Below are 15,599 nucleotides of genomic sequence, written 5' to 3' on the forward strand. Positions count from 1 at the left end.
CAAGGCAGCGCAACTTAGAGCTGTTCACGGTCGCAGCACACTGAAACTGAAGCCGCAGCACACATCTATCGGCGCGAAAATTGTGAACAGTGTGTGGTAATGCACACGCCGCCATGAATTCACACGCCTGCACTGGACGCCGCCGCTTGATCACAGAAGCGTGCAAGACGCACATCCAGCTCACTCAAACCATTCAGTGAATGCGTCGCCAGAATAATGTGTACACGGTTGTAGACGTTTGACCACTCAGGATGGTGATCAAGCCGCTCAGCCATCAGGGCGACACGGCTCATGAAGGCAAAAGCGACATTGAAGTCGGTGAAGCGGAATTCACGCTGCAGCGCCTCACGCCCTTCGACCAGCCGCCATTGCGGCAGCTGTCGCAACACCTGCTCGATTTCCTCGACAGTGAGTCTTGATGCATTCATGCCCGCCACGCCCCGAAACTCGCCCATCTGTCTCGCCAGGCTCCGGCCTGCCGAGCAGTGGCGCCGAAAAAGCGTGACATAGTTCAAAGAAATGCACGAAAAAGCCCCAAGCCTTTGGTGCAACGCAAAAACATTCTAGCAGTGGATTTGCCCGCCCGCCTGCTATCAGGCAATCACCAAACGAGATTGCGCCACGGCTTAGCCGTATGCCTGCGAAAGCAGACCAGCTCAGGGGCTCACGGCAACGAGCGTTTCAAACACCTTGCCACATCACGCTGCGCGCGCGCGGCCCCCACCGTCCGGAGAGCGCCCAGAGCATCAAGAGCTTTTCGTGAATAAATCGAATTTGTTATTTTTTACATGCACTTGCAGCATTAAATCTGAGTAAATCCGCCTTGACGTTTGAATAATTCATAACCACACTCCGGCCACACATCGCGGATCCACTACCGCTTGATAGGCAAAACCGGAGCAGCGGCAAACCGCCACAAAGCACAATCCAGGGTGTGTTGCAGCAGAAGATGTTCCAAGATTCAGCAGCATAAAACCTAAAATCAGGAGACAACTATGCAATCGAAGCTTCTTCTCGGCCTGTTCCTTGCCGCCGTTCTGACCAATGCCAATGCCACCTCGACCATCTCCGGCACCTTCGACGGTGGCGGCAAGACCTATGGCACCTCCTGCTCGGGCGACGGCGAAAGCCAGGATCCGGTGTTCACGCTGAAAAACGGCGCCACGCTGAAGAATGTCGTGATCAAGGCCGGTGCCGCTGCGGACGGCGTGCACTGCGTCGGCAACTGCACGATCAGCAATGTGAAGTGGCCTGACGTCTGTGAAGACGCCGCCACCCTGGAAGCCGGCGCAGGCGCCAGCACCATGACGATTACCGGCGGCTCGGCAACCGGCGCGAATGACAAGGTGTTCCAGCACAATGCGATCAAGGGCACGATCTCGATCAGCGGCTTCACTGGCGGCACGATGGGCAAGCTGGTACGCACCTGTGGCGACTGCTCCAGCAATGGCGGCCCGCGTTACATCAAGATCAGCGACACCACCCTCAACAACAAGCCGAGTTCCAGCGTTGTCGGTATCAACAGCAACTATGGCGACAAGGCCACCATCCGCACCCTGACCGTGCCGAAGGGTACCAAGGTGTGCGTGACCTACAAGGGTGTCGTCAAGGGCAACGGTTCGGCCAGCTCCATCGGCGAAAAGTGGAACGACGCCAACTGCGACGTCAAGACCTCGGACGTGACCTACAAGTAAGTCTCGGGCAGTCCTGCCGTACCAAGCCCCTTGCTCCCGCGAGCAAGGGGCTTTTTTGCTGTCGCGCAGCCTGTGCTCTCTGCCCGGCCGCCGCATTTGTTATGTTCACGCCTCTGCCCTCTTTTCGAACGTCCAACGAATGAGCAAGCGCAGTCCTTATCCGGCCCGCCCGGCCACGCGCCCCGACCCGCTGGCGGGCTTCCTCAACAAGGCGCTGCAACTGCACCAGCAAGGCCAGCTGGCTGAAGCCGAACAGCTCTACAGCTACATCCTCGGCAAGCAGGCCGGGCACTTCGATGCGCTGCACATGCTGGGCGTGGCGCGCCTGCAAAGACAGCAGACCGCCAGCGGTGTTGAACTGATCGAAGCGGCGCTGCGCATCCGGCCCCAGGCGGCCGATGCCTGGAACAATCTGGGCAATGGCCAGCTCCAGCTCGGCCAACAGGCCGCAGCGCTGGCAAGTTTCGAGCAGGCCATCGCCCTCGCGCCGACCGACGCCAATGCCCACTACAACCGTGGTCTGGCCTTCGCCGGCCTCGGCGAACACGCAGCGGCGCTGGCGGCCTTTGACGCCGCCCTCGCCCAGCAGCCGCGCCATGCCGAAGCCCACAACGCGCGTGGCAATGCGCTGCGCAAGCTGCAACGCTTCAACGAGGCGCAGCAAGCCTATGCGGCCGCCTTGGCACTGCGCCCCAGGTTCGCCGATGCGCTGAACAATCTCGGTCTGCTGCGTGCGGCACAAGGGGACTACACGACCGCGCTGACGCATTACGCAGAAGCGCTGGCGCTGCGTAGCAGCTATCCCGAAGCACTCAATAACCGTGGCAATGCCTTGCGCGAACTCGGCCAGCACGCTGCCGCGCTGGAGAGCTTCACCCAGGCGCTGGCCCTGCGCCCGCACTACCCGGAAGCGCTCAATAATCGCGGCAATACCCAGCTGGCGATGCAGCAGGCCGAGGCCGCACTGGCCGATTTCGACGCTGCCCTGGCACAGCGCGAGGACTACGCCGACGCCCTCAACAACAAGGGCCTGGCGCTCGCCGCACTGAGCCGCTGGGAGGCTGCGCTCGCCTGTTACGAACAAGCCCTGCAGCACAAAGCCGATTACCCCGAAGCACTCAACAACCGTGGCAATGCGCTCAGCGCGCTGGGCCGCCACCTCGACGCCATCGACAGTTTCGACCGCGCCTACCAGCTGCGTGCCGACTACATCGATGCCCTCAACAATGCCGCCAGCACCCTGCTCGATCTGCGCCGCCCGACAGAGGCCATCGCGCTGATCGAGCAAGTGCTGGCCAAAGCGCCGGCGCACCAGGCCGCACAGAGCAATCTGGCCCTCGCCCGCTGCCAGCAGGCACGTTTTGCCGAGGCGCTGGAAATCTATGATCGCTTGCTCGCCGAGACGCCCGATGATCACGAGTTGCTCTGCGCGCGCGGCACCCCGCTGGCCGCCCTGCACCGCTACGACGAAGCCTTCGACAGCTACCAGCGCGCGCTCGCCCTGCGGCCGGACTACGCCAGCGCACACAATAATCTGGGCGTCACCTGCACCCTGCTGGGACGCCATGATCAAGCCCTGCAGCACTACCAGCAGGCGCTCGCCGTGGCGCCCGAGCATGCCGGTGCGCAGCTCAATGTCAGCGTCACCGATCTGCTGCACGGCAATTGGGAAGCCGGCTTTGCGCGCTACGCATGGCGCTGGCGCCATCGCAATTCCGAAGCGCCGCTGCAACTGCCCTGTCCGCAATGGACCGGCGCGGAAGCGCTGCAAGGCCGGCGCATCATCCTGTGGTCCGAACAGGGCTTGGGCGATACGCTCCTGAGTAGCCGCTTTGTCGCCGATGTCGCGGCGCGCGGCGCCGAGGTGATCCTCGCCGTGCAGGCGCCCCTGGTCAGCCTGCTGCGCTCGCAGGCGGGCGCCGCCGAGGTGCTGGCGCGCGATGACCGCCTGCCCGTGGCGGACTTCCACTGCCCGCTGATGAGCTTGCCGGCAGCGCTGGGCGTCCGCCTGGAGAGCTTGCCACGCATCGACGCGCACCTCGCCGCACCGGCTGAGCGCCAGCACTACTGGCAACAGCAGCTTGGCGGCCGTGCCGGTCTGAAAGTCGGGCTCTGCGTCTCCGGCAATGCCAAGCAGGCCAATAACCACAACCGTTCGATGCCGCTGGCGCAGCTGGCCGCGCTGCTGGACTGCCCGGCGGACTTCTACCTGATCCAGAAAGATCTGCCCGCCAGCGACGAAGCCTGGCTGGCCGCGCATCCGCAAATCCACGACCTGCGCGCGCACTTGCATGACTTTGCCGAGACGGCGGCGATCATGCAGGCGCTGGACCTGGTGATCAGCGTCGACACCTCGGTCGCCCATCTGGCTGGCGCGCTGGGCCGACCAGTGTGGATCATGCTCTCCTACGCCGCCGACTGGCGTTACCTGCTCGATCGCCGCGACAGCCCGTGGTTTCCCAGCGCCCGCCTGTATCGCCAGAGCCGGCCGGGCGACTGGGATACACTCGTCAGCGAACTCGCCAGCGATCTGCACAGCCACGCACAAGCATGAGCAAGAAAACCCCCACGCCCGCGCGCGGCACTGGCCGCGACCCGGCCGCCGCGCTGTTCGCCCAGGCCATGGCCCTGCATCAGCAAGGCCGTGTCGCCGAGGCCGAAGCGGCCTATCGCCAGATCCTCGCTGCGCAGCCCGCTCACTTCGACGCCCTGCATTACTGCGGCGTCGCGCAGATGCAGCTGGGCAATACCGAGGCCGGCGTAGCCTTGATGGAGCACGCTCTGCAGATCCGCGAGAGCGCCGACGCGCTATCGAATCTGGCCAATGGCCTGATGCGCCTGAACCGCCATGCCGATGCGCTGGCCAAGCTGGATCGCGCCCTCGCCCTGTCCTCACGGCAACCAGCAGCGCACACCAATCGCGGTCTGGCGCTGGCCGCGCTGGGCCGCCATGAAGAGGCTGCCGCCGCGCATCGCAAGGCGCAGCAGCTGCAGCCGGTATTCCCCGAGGCGCTCAATAATCTGGGCAATGCGCTGCGCGCGCTGGGCCGACATGAGGAAGCCATCCAGGCCCTCAACCGCGCACTGGCGCAACGCCCCAATTACCCGGAAGCCTTCAACAATCGCGGGCTGGCCGAGGCCGCCAAGGGCGAGCATGCGGCGGCGCTGCAGAGTTATGCGCTGGCCCTCAAAGCGCGCCCGCATTACGCCGAGGCACACAACAACCGCGGCAATGCGCTGTCCTTGCTATGCCGTTTCGATGAGGCCCTGGCAGCCTACGACACGGCGCTGAGTCTCAAGCCCGATTACGCCCAGGCGCGCTACAACCGTGGCAATACCCTGGGCGCGCAAAACCTGCACCGGCCAGCGCTGGAGGAATACGCACAGGCCATCGCGCTGCAGCCCGAGCATGTCGATGCGCAGTGGAACAAGGGTCTGTCCCTGCTGGTACTGGGCGATCTGGCCGCCGGCTTCGCGCAATACGACTGGCGCTGGCGCCTCAAGGGTGCCGAACTGCCACGACAATTCGCCTGCCCGGCCTGGGACGGCCACACCAGCCTGGCCGGCAAACGCATCGTGCTGTGGGCCGAACAAGGCCTCGGCGACACCCTGCAGTTTGTGCGCTACGCCAGCCTGCTTGCGGCGCAAGGCGCCGAGCTGGTCCTTGCCGTGCAGCCCGCGCTACGCAGCCTGCTCACGCGCCTGAACGGAGTCAGCGCCGTGCAGGCACTGGGCGAGGACGTGCAGGCGGATCTGCACTGCGCGCTGCTGCAGCTGCCGGCCTTGCTCGGCACCACGCTGGCCAGCATTCCAGCCGAGGTACCTTATCTGCACGCCGATGCCGCAGCCTTGCAGCGCTGGCAGCCGCGCATCGCAGCGGCAGCCGCTGGCCGCTTGCGCGTGGCGCTGTGCTGCTCGGGCAATGCCAAGCTGGCCAATGACCACAATCGCTCGATCCCGCTCGCAATGTTTCGCCCGCTGATCGAGGCGCTGCAAGATCAGGCCTGTTTCTTCCTGATGCAGAAGGAATGCCGCGCACAGGATGAGGCGAGCCTTGCCAGCCTGCCGCAGCTCATCGATCTGCGCGCCGAGCTCGGCGACTTCGAGGACACCGCCGCCGCGCTGAGCCACTGCGATGTGCTGATCAGCGTCGACACCTCGGTCGCCCATCTGGCCGGCGCGCTGGGCAAGCCGCTGTGGCTGCTGCTGCCCTTCGCGCCGGACTGGCGCTGGCTGCTTGAACGCAGCGACAGCCCCTGGTACCCGAGTGCGCGGCTGTTCCGCCAGCAGCGCATCGGTGACTGGCCCGCGGTGATCGCGCGTCTCGGCCCAGCGCTGCAGCAGTGGCCAGCTACTGTTTAAGGCGTTCGAGCAGGATCAGACGATCACCGTAAGCAATCAGATTGCCCGTCGCCGGATGCACGGCCAGCGCCTTGATCCGCGCCGTGCTGTGGGTGGCGATGCGCTGCCAGGTCTTGCCGCCATCGTCCGAGCGCATCACCACGCCGCCGCGTCCGCTGAGCAACAGGGCCTGACTGCCCGGTTCCAGAGTGAGGCCGCGCAGCAGCTCGCTGGTGCCACTCGCGACAGCCTGCCAGCGCTTGCCGCCATCCTCGCTGCGAAGAATATTGCCCTTGTCGCCGGCAATCACCAGAGCACGACTCTTCGGGTCCATGATGATCGAATTGAGACCGGCCGAGGCGCCACTCGCCACCGCCGTCCAGTGCTGGCCCTGATCGTCCGAGCGCAGCAGCGTGCCTTGCGAGCCGACGACAAAGAACTGCTTGCTGCGCGAATCGATCAGCGCGTTGTAGAGCTTGGCCTGGCTGCCGGTCGCCAGGCGCTGCCAGCTCAGCCCGGCATCGGTGGAGCGGGCCAGCGTGCCATCGTCGCCCATCAGCCACAGATCCCCGCTGCCCGGATCGACCACGCCGCGCCATAAGGCACTCTCGCCAAAAGGCGCCAGGCTGCGGAACTGGCCCGCCGCGAGCAGGCCCAGCGCGCCGCCATCGCCATACAACACGACATTACCGCTGCCCGGATGGATGACGAAGCCCTGATAGGTCGGCGCATTGTCGGTGCCGCTGAACTGCCAGTGCTGGCCGCCGTCCGCCGACAGCAGATGACCGCTCTTGCCACCGACCGCGATCAATTGGCGCGAGGCTTGATGCCAGCCAATCTGGAACAGATAGGGCAGCTCGGCGGGCACTTGCGCCGGTCGGCTCCAATGCTGGCCGGCATCGTTCGAGCGCGCCACCACACCATTTGAACCTACCGCCAGCACGGCGCCACTGGCCGGCTCGACAGCAATACCATGGACATAGTCGAGCACGCCTTCATTGACCTTGCTCCAGTGCTTGCCGCCATCGACCGAGCGGCCGATCTGCGCATTCGGGCCGATGATCAGCAAGGCGCCGCTGTGCGGATCTTGCGCAATGGTCTCGATGCCCTTGGTCCAGGCCATATCGAGCAGCTGCCAGGTCTTGCCGCTGTCTTCCGAACGCAGCAAGGTCGCCGGATCGCCGACCGCCACCAGGGTCTTGCCATCAAGGCTGAGCACGCGCGACAGGTAGCGCCCGGCGGCGGGTCGTACACGTGACCAGCGCACGCCATGATCGAGCGAGCGAGCGATGTCGCCGCCGCTGCTCAGCGCGTAGAGCGCCGCACTGTGCGGATCGGCATAGAGCCGCGTGATGTAGTCCTTGACGCCGATCTGGCTGACCTGCCAGTTGCCACCGCCATCGCTGGAGCGCAGCAGATGGCCCTCGCCGGTCGCGGCGAAGAGCATGCCCGAGCGCGCATCGAAGATCAGGTCGGAGATCGTCACATCCTCGCCCAGCTGCATGCGCAGCCAGCTCAGGCCCTGGTCCTGCGAGACCAGCAGACTGCCGTGCTCGCCCGCCACCACGATGGTGTCGTGCTGCGGATCGCCGACCACCAGGCCGAGAAAAGCGCTCAGGCCCGAGTCCACGCTCTGCCAGTGATCACCGCCATCGGCGCTGCGCAACAAGGTGCCGCCGGTGCCGCTGGCGATCAGCGTCTTGCCGTCCGGCAAGGCGTAGAGGCCGCGCAAACTGGCTTCGGTACCGGAGTCGAGGCGCTGCCAGGTTTTGCCATCGTCATCGGAGCGGATGATCGCGCCGCCACTGCCAACCGCCACCAGGCGCGTACTGCCCGGCAAGCGGACGATATTGCTCAGCTGCTGCTCGGTCACCGCCTCGCTGGTCTGCCAGGACTGACCGCCGTCGACCGAGCGCCACACCGCGCCATCGGTCCCGATGCTCAGCATCGCCGTGCTCTGTGCATCGCCAAACAGCGCAAACAGATTGGGATTGGTGACGATGGCGCGATAGCGCGCAGGCGTGGCCGGGAAGTCGGCGGCCGCAGCCGGATCTTTGGGCGTGCAGGCAGCCAGGCAGCACAGCGCAAGCAATACGCATAGCGGCGCCAGGCAGCGGCGCAGAACGTGGTGCATCGTGTCGTCTCCGGTGTAACCGGCGCGTGGGCCGGGCTTGTTGTTATTGGCGCTGCAGAGACGGGTTCCAGCCGCTGCAGGCTGGCCGCAGTATACGGGAGCGGCGCCGCCCGCCACGCTGCGCCACAGCATGGACGCCGGCGACGACAGCATGCACAATGCGCGCTCTTCACCCCTCACCCCGGATCCGGATGTCCAGTTCGCGCGCGGCCCTCACTGCAGGTCTTACACCTCGTCGCCGGCGCGGTTTCAGCCTCATCGAGCTGCTGATCGCACTGGCGATTCTCGGGGTGCTGGCCAGCATCGTCATGCCGATTGCGCAGGTGACGATACAGCGCGGCAAGGAACAGGAATTGCGCCTCGCGCTGCGCGAAATCCGCCGCGCCCTCGATGCCTACAAGACCGCTTCCGACCAGGGCGTGATCGCCACCGAAGTCGGCTCGCCCGGTTATCCGAAAACGCTGGACGACCTGGTCCTCGGCAAGGTCGATCAGCGCAATTCGGCCGGACGCAAGATCTACTTCCTGCGCCGCATCCCGCGCGACCCCTTCAGCGACGACCCAAGCCTGCCCGACGCGCAGACCTGGGGCCTGCGCGCCTATGCCAGCGATGCCGCCGATCCGCGTGAAGGCGATGATGTTTACGATGTCTATTCGAAGTCCGAGATCGTCGGCCTCAACGGCATCCCGTACCGGCGCTGGTGAGGTGGCGGTGGCACGCGCACGCGGCTTCACCTACATCGGCCTGCTGATCGCCGTGGCGATCATCGCCGTCGCAGCGGCAGCGGCACTGCAGATTGGTGCGGTCGCGCAGCGCCGCGCGGCCGAAGAGGAGCTGCTGGGCATCGGACTGGAATTCAAGGCGGCGATCCGCAGCTACTTTGAAACCACGCCGGTCGGCATGCCCACCGGCGCGCCGCGCCGTCTCGAAGACCTGCTGCGCGACCCGCGTTTTCCGGGCGTCAAACGCCATCTGCGCAAGATCTACAGCGACCCGCTCACCGGCAGCAATGACTGGGGCATCGTGCGCTCGGACGACGGTGGCATTCTCGGCGTGTACAGCAAGGCGCCAGGCGTGCCGATCCGTCAGGAAAACTTCCCCGACGAGTTCTTCCACTTCAAGCACGGCCAGAGCTACAAGCGCTGGGTCTTTGTGTATGGCGTGGTGTGTACCGATGCCGGCTGCGAACTCCCCAACGACGAGGACAAACCACAGCAGAATGCTGCGCAGCCGAATCTCACCCAGCCGAACTTCATGCAGCCTTCAAGCCCTCAGGCCCAGCCCTGAATCTGCGCAGGCTAGCTGAGCGATCAGTGACTACTGCCAGCGCTGCGCGGCCAGATCGTCGGACTCGCGTGCATCGACCCAGTGTGCGCCCTGCGCGGTTTCTTCCTTCTTCCAGAACGGCGCACGGGTCTTGAGGAAGTCCATGATGAATTCGCAGGCCGCAAAAGCCTCGCCGCGATGCGCGGCGGCGACGCCGACAAACACAATCTGCTCGCCCGCCAGCAGGCGCCCGACGCGGTGGATGACGCGCACGCCGTTCAGCGTCCAGCGCTGCTGCGCCGCCGCCACAATGTCGGCGAGGGCGCGCTCGGTCATGCCCGGATAGTGTTCCAGACTCATCGCCAGCACGCGCTCAGCGCCGCTACCGCCGCGCACCACGCCAACAAAACTGGCAACCGCGCCGACACCCGCAGCGCCCAGCGCGGCGATCTCGGCGCCACAATCAAAATCGGCCAACTGCACGCTGATGCTCATCGCCGCCCCGCTCAACCGCCGGTCACCGGTGGAAAGAAGGCCAGCTCGTCGCCCGCCTTGAGCGCCGCATCCTCGCCCGCCAGCGCCTGATTGAGCGCGGCACGGATGCGCGGCGAAGCCAGGCGCTGCCATTCACCACCACGTGCCACGAGCAGCGCCCGCACGCCAGCAATCGTCGCCTCGGCCGGCAGCGGCAAATTCTCGCGCTCGACGCCCAGAGCCTCGCGCAAGCTGGCGAAATACAAGAGGTTCAGACTCATGGCAGCGCTCCGAAGGGGATGTAGCTGACGATGTCGCCAGGCTCGATCAGCGTGTCCGGCGCCTTGTCGACCAAGCCCTCAGCCCAGGTGCAGGAGCTGAGCACCGCACTACCCTGCTGCGGGAACAGCTCCAGGCTGCCTTCGGCATTGCAGCGCGCGCGCAGGAACTCGCGCACCGGCACCGCCTTCTTGGTTGCAAAAGCGGCACGCATCGGCAGACGCCGCGGCAACACTTCGCGCATGCCTTGCAGACGGCGCAGATACGGGCGCACCAGCATCTGGAAGGTGACGAAGCTTGAAACCGGGTTACCCGGCAAGCCAATGAAGGGCACCTCGCCGACCCGGCCAAAGGCCAGCGGCTTGCCCGGACGGATCGCCACCCGCCAGCTCTGCAGGCTGCCCTCGGCTTCGAGCGCAGCCTTGACGTGATCTTCCTCGCCCACCGAAACGCCGCCGCAGGTGATGATCAGATCGCTATCCTCGGCGGCGCGGCGCAAGGCTGCCCGCGTGGCGGCCAGATCGTCCGGCACGCTGCCGATATCGCGCACGCTGCAGCCCAGGGCTTCGAGCTGGCTGACCAGCACATAGCGATTGGAGTTGTAGATCTGCCCCGGCGCGAGCGGCAGGCCCGGTGCCTGCAGTTCGTCTCCGGTGAAAAACACCGCCACGCGCAGGCGCTGCCATACCGGCAGGCTGGCGACGCCCAGCGACGCGGCAAGGCCCAGCTCGGCCGGTCCCAGCAACACGCCGGCCTGCAGCACCGTGCTGCCGCGCGCGATGTCCTCGCCCGCACGGCGGATGTTCTGGCCAGCTTGCGGCAGCTGATTGACCCGCACCGCGTCTCCTTCGGCCGTGCAGTGTTCCTGCATCACCACCGCATCGGCGCCTGAGGGAATCGGCGCGCCGGTGAAGATGCGCGCCGCCGTGCCGGCTTGCAAGGGCAGCGGCACGCTGCCGGCCGGAATGCGTTGGCTGATTGGCAAAATCGGCGACTGCGCCTGACCGGCAACGAGATCGCCGACACGCAGCGCGTAACCATCCATCGCCGAATTATCGGCGGGCGGCACATCCAGATCGGCCAGCACATCATGGGCCAGCACACGTCCGCTGGCTTGCAGCAGGGGCAACGCTTCCTGGGTGCGCGGCGGGGTGGCCGCGTCGAGCAGGTTTTGCAGGGCTTGTTCGAAACTCAGCATCAATCAATCATCCTTCAAATCCCCAGGTAAGACCTGAGGAATGCTGCCACAGCCGGCGCATCATTGATGTCCAGACAGGGCAAATCACCTTCGATACGCACATCGCTGGCCACCGCCACCACGCCCGGAAACTGCGGGTGCAGGCGCTCACGGCCGGTGCTCGGGCGGAACACCTCGATCTTCGGAATATCGTCGGCACGGAAACCTTCGACCAGCACCAGATCACAGGGCGACATGTGCGCCAGCAGATCGGCCAGCGTCGGCTCGGCCGCCTCGCGCCGCTCATGCATCAAGGCCCAGCGCTGCGCGCCGGCGAGCATCACCTCCTGCGCGCCGGCCGTGCGAAAGCGCCAGGAATCCTTGCCGGGCTTGTCGATATCAAAGTCGTGGTGCGTGTGCTTGAGCAAGGACACGCGCAACCCGGCCGCGCCCAGCAGCGGAATGAGCTGTTCGATCAGGGTGGTCTTGCCCGCGCCGGAATAACCGGCAAAGCCGAAAACGTGCATGCGTGCTCTGCGCTGTGAATTGGCCACATTGTATGCGCTCCCGCGCAAAGCGCGTCACGGCGCCCGCAACAGCAATCTTTTGCGCGCAGACGGCGGGCCGGAGCGAATCTTGGATACACTCGGCCATCCGATAGTGTGACAAGACCATGACAACAGAATCAAATCCGACGCAAGCGCTGCTCAGCTGGACGGAAAACGGCCAGACGCACAGCGCGCCCTGGCGCTCCGGCAATGGCAGCCCGCCGCCGGCGCGGGTCGTTCCCGGCGACGACACCATGAACGCCGACACGGCGTATCGCCTGGCCTGCGAGGGCACGGCGATCCTCTGGTTCGGCGACTTCCAGAACGCCCGTCAGCTGCTGCAGGCCCTGGTGCGCCGTACCGACCGCAAAAGCCCGGCCAAGCAGAACAGCAAGAAGCCGGCGCTGAGCATCACCGAGACTTTCCACAAGCAGCGCATGGCGCAGGCGCAGCGCGCACGCATCCTCGGCATGCTGCTGATCCCCTTTGAAGCCGGCCATGGCATCTCGCTGCGCCGCGCGCCCGATGTGCAGGAAGCCTGCGCGGCGGCGCTTGGCGAGGCCGATACGCCCTATGTCGCCTCGCTGCGCGAACTGCTGGGCTTCATCAGCGCGCACGAATGGCGCAAGAAGGGCGTCGAGATCGCTGCGCTGGGCGCACGCATCCATCCGCATTACGGCGTGTTCTCGCCGGTGCGTGGCGAATATATCGATCTGGTGGTCAGGGCCGATCTGCCCAAGGTCATGGAGAAGCAGTCGCTGGCCTTTGACATCGGCACCGGCACCGGTGTCATCGCCGCCCTGCTGGCGCATCGTGGCGTCAAGCGCATCGTCGCCACCGAGCTGGACGAGCGGGCGCTGGCTTGCGCGCGCGAGAACATCAAGCGCCTGGGTTTTGCGCCGCGTGTCGACATCCTGCAAGCCGACCTCTTCCCGCCCGGCCAGGCGCCGCTGATCGTCTGTAACCCGCCGTGGTTGCCCGGCAAGCCGGCAACGCCGCTGGAACACGCCATCTACGATCAGGACAGCGCCATGCTGCGCGGCTTCCTGCAAGGCCTTGCCGCCCACCTGAGCCCCGGCGGCCAGGGCTGGCTGCTGCTCTCGGATCTGGCCGAACGGCTCGGCCTGCGCAGCGAAACCATGCTCGCCGAGCTGATTGCGGCGGCGGGTCTCAAGGTGCTCGGTCGCCTCGATATCCGCCCGCGCCATCCGCGCAGCCAGGACGAACAGGACCCGCTGCACGCCGCACGTTCGCAGGAAGTCACCACGCTGTGGCGCCTGGCGCCGAACAAGCCGGCAGAATAGGAGCGCGCCATGCAGCTGGGTGGATGGATGCTGTGCCTGCACCTGATCGCCGTCGCCATCTGGGTCGGCGGCATGGCGGTAATGCATTTCGCGGTGCGCCCCGCAGCGGTCGCGGTTTTGCCGCCGCCGCTGCGCCTGGCCTTTCTCAGCGCGGCGCTCGGCCGCTTCTTCAACGGGGTGGCCGCGGCGATCCTGGTGCTGCTGTTCAGCGGCTTTGCGATGTGGCGCGAGATGCCCTTCGCCGGCCCCGGCGTGCATGCCATGGCCGGCCTGGCCTTGCTGATGACGCTGATCTTCGTGCTGATCCGCGTCGTGCTCTACCCCGGCATGCGCGCGGCAGTGGCCGCTGAAAACTGGCCCGGCGCGGCGCGCCTGCTTGGTTTCATCCGTCATCTGGTCGCCCTCAATCTGGCGCTGGGGATCACCACGATTGCGCTGGCCTGCCTGATGCGCTGATATGCTCGCATCTTGAAGCAGCACCGCACCGCCTGTTGCGCCCTGTTCAGCAGCAGGCAGAGACCGTTTGCAAGGACTCCAGATGGGTTTGTTCGACCTCTTCTTCCGACGTAAATCGCCCACCCTGCCGGCGCCCTCCGTGACCCAAACCGAGCGTCGCCGCAATCCGCGTCGCGATGCGCCCAAGGGCACACGTGTGCTGATCATCGACGATTCGCCGACGATCACCGCTGCGCTGGGCAAGATCCTGCGCTCGGCCGGCTACGTCACCCTCGGCGCGGCCGATGCCGAACATGGTCTGGACATCCTGCGCAAGAACATGCCGGCCATCGTCTTCCTCGACATCGTGCTGCCCGGCATGAACGGCTTTTCAGCGCTGCGCATGATCCGCCGCAACCCGCTCACGCGCGACATTCCGGTGATCATGATGAGCGGCAACGAGCAGGCCACCGAGCAGTTCTTCGGCACGCGCATCGGCGCCGACGACTTCCTCAAGAAGCCCTTTTCGCGTTTTGAGGTCTTTTCACGCATCGAGCGCCTGCTCGACGACAGCCTGATTCCGCGCCGCATCGTGCCCAAAGTACCGGAGCCCGAAGAGACCACGCCCGAGCAGCCCAACGCCCGCTGAGACGCAAGGACAGGCTTTACCTCGGGAACACGCCTGACTCACAATGTGGCCAAACAACCACAGAGAGAGTCCGGGTCATGACAACAACACCTCAACGCACTTACCGCTATTACGACTTCGTGATGGCGGCCTTCGTCTGCGTCCTGCTGTGCGCCAATCTGATCGGCGCGGCCAAGGCGGCGCAGGTGACGCTACCCGTTTTCGGCACGGTGACCTTCAGCGGCGGCGTGCTGTTCTTCCCGATTTCCTACATCTTCGGCGACATCCTCACCGAGGTCTATGGCTATGGCCGCGACCGCCGCGTGGTGTGGGCAGGCTTTGCAGGGCTGGCCTTTGCCGCCTTCATGTCCTACGTGGTGCTGGCCCTGCCGCCGGCGGCTGACGACTTCAACCGCGCCTATCAGGGCCACCTTGAAGCGGTGTTCGGCAATACCTGGCGCATCGTTGCCGGCTCGATGATCGCCTTCTGGTGCGGCAGCTTTGCCAACAGCTTCGTGCTGGCCAAGATGAAGATTGCCACCGGTGGCAAGTGGCTGTGGACGCGCACCATCGGCTCGACCATCGTCGGCGAGGCGGTCGATTCGGGCTTGTTCTACTTCATTGCCTTCTACGGCATCTGGCCGCTGGAACAGGTGATTGCAGTGACCCTCGCCCAGTACTTCCTCAAGACGGGCTGGGAGATCGTGATGACGCCGGTGACTTACCGTGTCGTCGGCTTCCTCAAGAAGATCGAGAACGAGGACTACTACGACCGCGGCACAAGCTTCAATCCCTTCAGCTGGCGGGTTTGAGCGGCGGATTGCGGCGGGCAAGCAGGCGGTCAAGCTGATTGGCGAAGTTCTGCCGGTCAGCCTGACTCAGCGCCGCCGGCCCGCCGGTCTGCACACCGCTGCTGCGCAGGCCTTCCATGAAGTCACGCATCGACAGGCTCTCGCGGATATTCGCCGCCGAGTAGAGCTCGCCACGCGGATTGAGCGCCAGTGCGCCTTTTTCGATCACCGCTGCGGCCAGCGGGATGTCAGCGGTGATCACCAGATCCACCGCCTCGACCTGGCTGACGATGTAGTTGTCCGCCACATCAAAGCCGGCCGCTACTTGCTGCGCGCGGATGTAGGGCGAAGGCGGCACGCGCAGCATCTGGTTGGCGACCAGGATAGTCGTCAATTGCAGGCGGGTGGCCGTGCGGAACAGGATTTCCTTGATCACGACCGGGCAGGCATCGGCATCGACCCAGATCTTCATACGCAGTCCTTAGCGGCAGTTCATGTTCTTTTATTGTCCGTGGCCGAGATCAAACG

16 protein-coding genes are annotated in these 15,599 nt (G+C 65.4%); 9 read left to right on the plus strand and 7 right to left on the minus strand.

Annotation, left to right across the window (positions count from 1 at the left end):
• Positions 1 to 119 precede the first annotated feature (119 nt).
• A complete protein-coding gene (locus ABDB84_RS03980; RefSeq protein ID WP_345918396.1) occupies positions 120 to 515 on the minus strand; it encodes a 4a-hydroxytetrahydrobiopterin dehydratase in 396 nt (131 codons plus the stop codon).
• Between the two features lie 480 nt (positions 516 to 995).
• Between ABDB84_RS03980 and ABDB84_RS03985 the strand changes: the two genes are divergently transcribed.
• From ABDB84_RS03985 to ABDB84_RS03995, 3 genes are all read left to right on the plus strand, one after another.
• Positions 996 to 1,694, plus strand: a complete 699-nt coding sequence (locus ABDB84_RS03985; RefSeq protein WP_345918397.1) for a pectate lyase — start codon at positions 996 to 998, stop codon at positions 1,692 to 1,694.
• A gap of 139 nt (positions 1,695 to 1,833) precedes the next feature.
• On the plus strand, positions 1,834 to 4,248 hold the full coding sequence (locus ABDB84_RS03990; protein WP_345918398.1) for a tetratricopeptide repeat protein: 2,415 nt from the start codon (positions 1,834 to 1,836) through the stop codon (positions 4,246 to 4,248).
• A complete protein-coding gene (locus ABDB84_RS03995) occupies positions 4,245 to 6,056 on the plus strand; it encodes a tetratricopeptide repeat protein (protein ID WP_345918399.1) in 1,812 nt (603 codons plus the stop codon). Before ABDB84_RS03990 ends, ABDB84_RS03995 begins: the two co-directional genes overlap by 4 nt.
• On the opposite strand, the gene ABDB84_RS04000 is transcribed toward ABDB84_RS03995, so the two are convergent.
• Entirely contained in the window at positions 6,046 to 8,169 is a 2,124-nt protein-coding gene (locus ABDB84_RS04000; RefSeq protein ID WP_345918400.1) for a WD40/YVTN/BNR-like repeat-containing protein, read from the minus strand. The genes ABDB84_RS03995 and ABDB84_RS04000 overlap by 11 nt on opposite strands.
• 191 nt (positions 8,170 to 8,360) lie before the next feature.
• Here ABDB84_RS04000 and ABDB84_RS04005 point away from each other — a divergent pair, with 191 nt between their 5' ends.
• Together ABDB84_RS04005 and ABDB84_RS04010 are read left to right on the plus strand one after the other, a co-directional pair.
• Positions 8,361 to 8,873, plus strand: a complete 513-nt coding sequence (locus tag ABDB84_RS04005; protein ID WP_345918401.1) for a type II secretion system protein — start codon at positions 8,361 to 8,363, stop codon at positions 8,871 to 8,873.
• Between the two features lie 7 nt (positions 8,874 to 8,880).
• Complete coding sequence (locus tag ABDB84_RS04010) at positions 8,881 to 9,456, plus strand: type II secretion system protein (protein WP_345918402.1); 576 nt, start codon at positions 8,881 to 8,883, stop codon at positions 9,454 to 9,456.
• Between the two features lie 30 nt (positions 9,457 to 9,486).
• On the opposite strand, the gene moaE is transcribed toward ABDB84_RS04010, so the two are convergent.
• Genes moaE through mobB form a run of 4 tightly spaced genes read right to left on the minus strand, consistent with a single transcriptional unit; the run spans position 9,487 to position 11,892 of the window.
• On the minus strand, positions 9,487 to 9,930 hold the full coding sequence (gene moaE, locus ABDB84_RS04015; protein WP_345918403.1) for a molybdopterin synthase catalytic subunit MoaE: 444 nt from the start codon (positions 9,928 to 9,930) through the stop codon (positions 9,487 to 9,489).
• A gap of 11 nt (positions 9,931 to 9,941) precedes the next feature.
• Positions 9,942 to 10,190, minus strand: coding sequence for a molybdopterin converting factor subunit 1 (gene moaD / locus ABDB84_RS04020; protein ID WP_345918404.1), 249 nt, complete (start codon positions 10,188 to 10,190; stop codon positions 9,942 to 9,944).
• Positions 10,187 to 11,386 (minus strand): molybdopterin molybdotransferase MoeA, encoded by a 1,200-nt coding sequence (locus ABDB84_RS04025; RefSeq protein ID WP_345918405.1) that lies wholly within the window; start codon positions 11,384 to 11,386, stop codon positions 10,187 to 10,189. The genes moaD and ABDB84_RS04025 overlap by 4 nt, the downstream gene beginning before the upstream one ends.
• A gap of 14 nt (positions 11,387 to 11,400) precedes the next feature.
• Positions 11,401 to 11,892 (minus strand): molybdopterin-guanine dinucleotide biosynthesis protein B, encoded by a 492-nt coding sequence (mobB, locus tag ABDB84_RS04030; RefSeq protein ID WP_345918406.1) that lies wholly within the window; start codon positions 11,890 to 11,892, stop codon positions 11,401 to 11,403.
• A 146-nt stretch (positions 11,893 to 12,038) separates the two neighbouring features.
• On the opposite strand from mobB, the gene ABDB84_RS04035 reads away from it, so the two are divergent.
• The 4 genes from ABDB84_RS04035 (at position 12,039) to ABDB84_RS04050 (ending at position 15,092) form a co-directional block, all read left to right on the plus strand.
• The gene (locus ABDB84_RS04035; RefSeq protein ID WP_345918407.1) at positions 12,039 to 13,217 is read left to right on the plus strand and encodes a methyltransferase; all 1,179 of its coding nucleotides are present in this window, start codon (positions 12,039 to 12,041) and stop codon (positions 13,215 to 13,217) included.
• A gap of 9 nt (positions 13,218 to 13,226) precedes the next feature.
• Positions 13,227 to 13,673: a CopD family protein gene (locus ABDB84_RS04040; RefSeq protein WP_345918408.1), complete on the plus strand. Its 447-nt coding sequence runs from the start codon at positions 13,227 to 13,229 to the stop codon at positions 13,671 to 13,673.
• 82 nt (positions 13,674 to 13,755) lie between these two features.
• Complete coding sequence (locus ABDB84_RS04045) at positions 13,756 to 14,301, plus strand: response regulator (protein WP_345918409.1); 546 nt, start codon at positions 13,756 to 13,758, stop codon at positions 14,299 to 14,301.
• 77 nt (positions 14,302 to 14,378) lie between these two features.
• Complete coding sequence (locus tag ABDB84_RS04050) at positions 14,379 to 15,092, plus strand: queuosine precursor transporter (RefSeq protein ID WP_345918410.1); 714 nt, start codon at positions 14,379 to 14,381, stop codon at positions 15,090 to 15,092.
• Here the strand turns inward: ABDB84_RS04050 and ABDB84_RS04055 are convergent.
• A complete protein-coding gene (locus ABDB84_RS04055) occupies positions 15,076 to 15,543 on the minus strand; it encodes a YaiI/YqxD family protein (RefSeq protein WP_345918411.1) in 468 nt (155 codons plus the stop codon). The genes ABDB84_RS04050 and ABDB84_RS04055 overlap by 17 nt on opposite strands.
• Positions 15,544 to 15,599 lie beyond the last annotated feature (56 nt).

This window comes from Uliginosibacterium sediminicola (assembly GCF_039631295.1).
Taxonomy (GTDB): Bacteria; Pseudomonadota; Gammaproteobacteria; order Burkholderiales; family Rhodocyclaceae; genus Viridibacterium; species Viridibacterium sediminicola.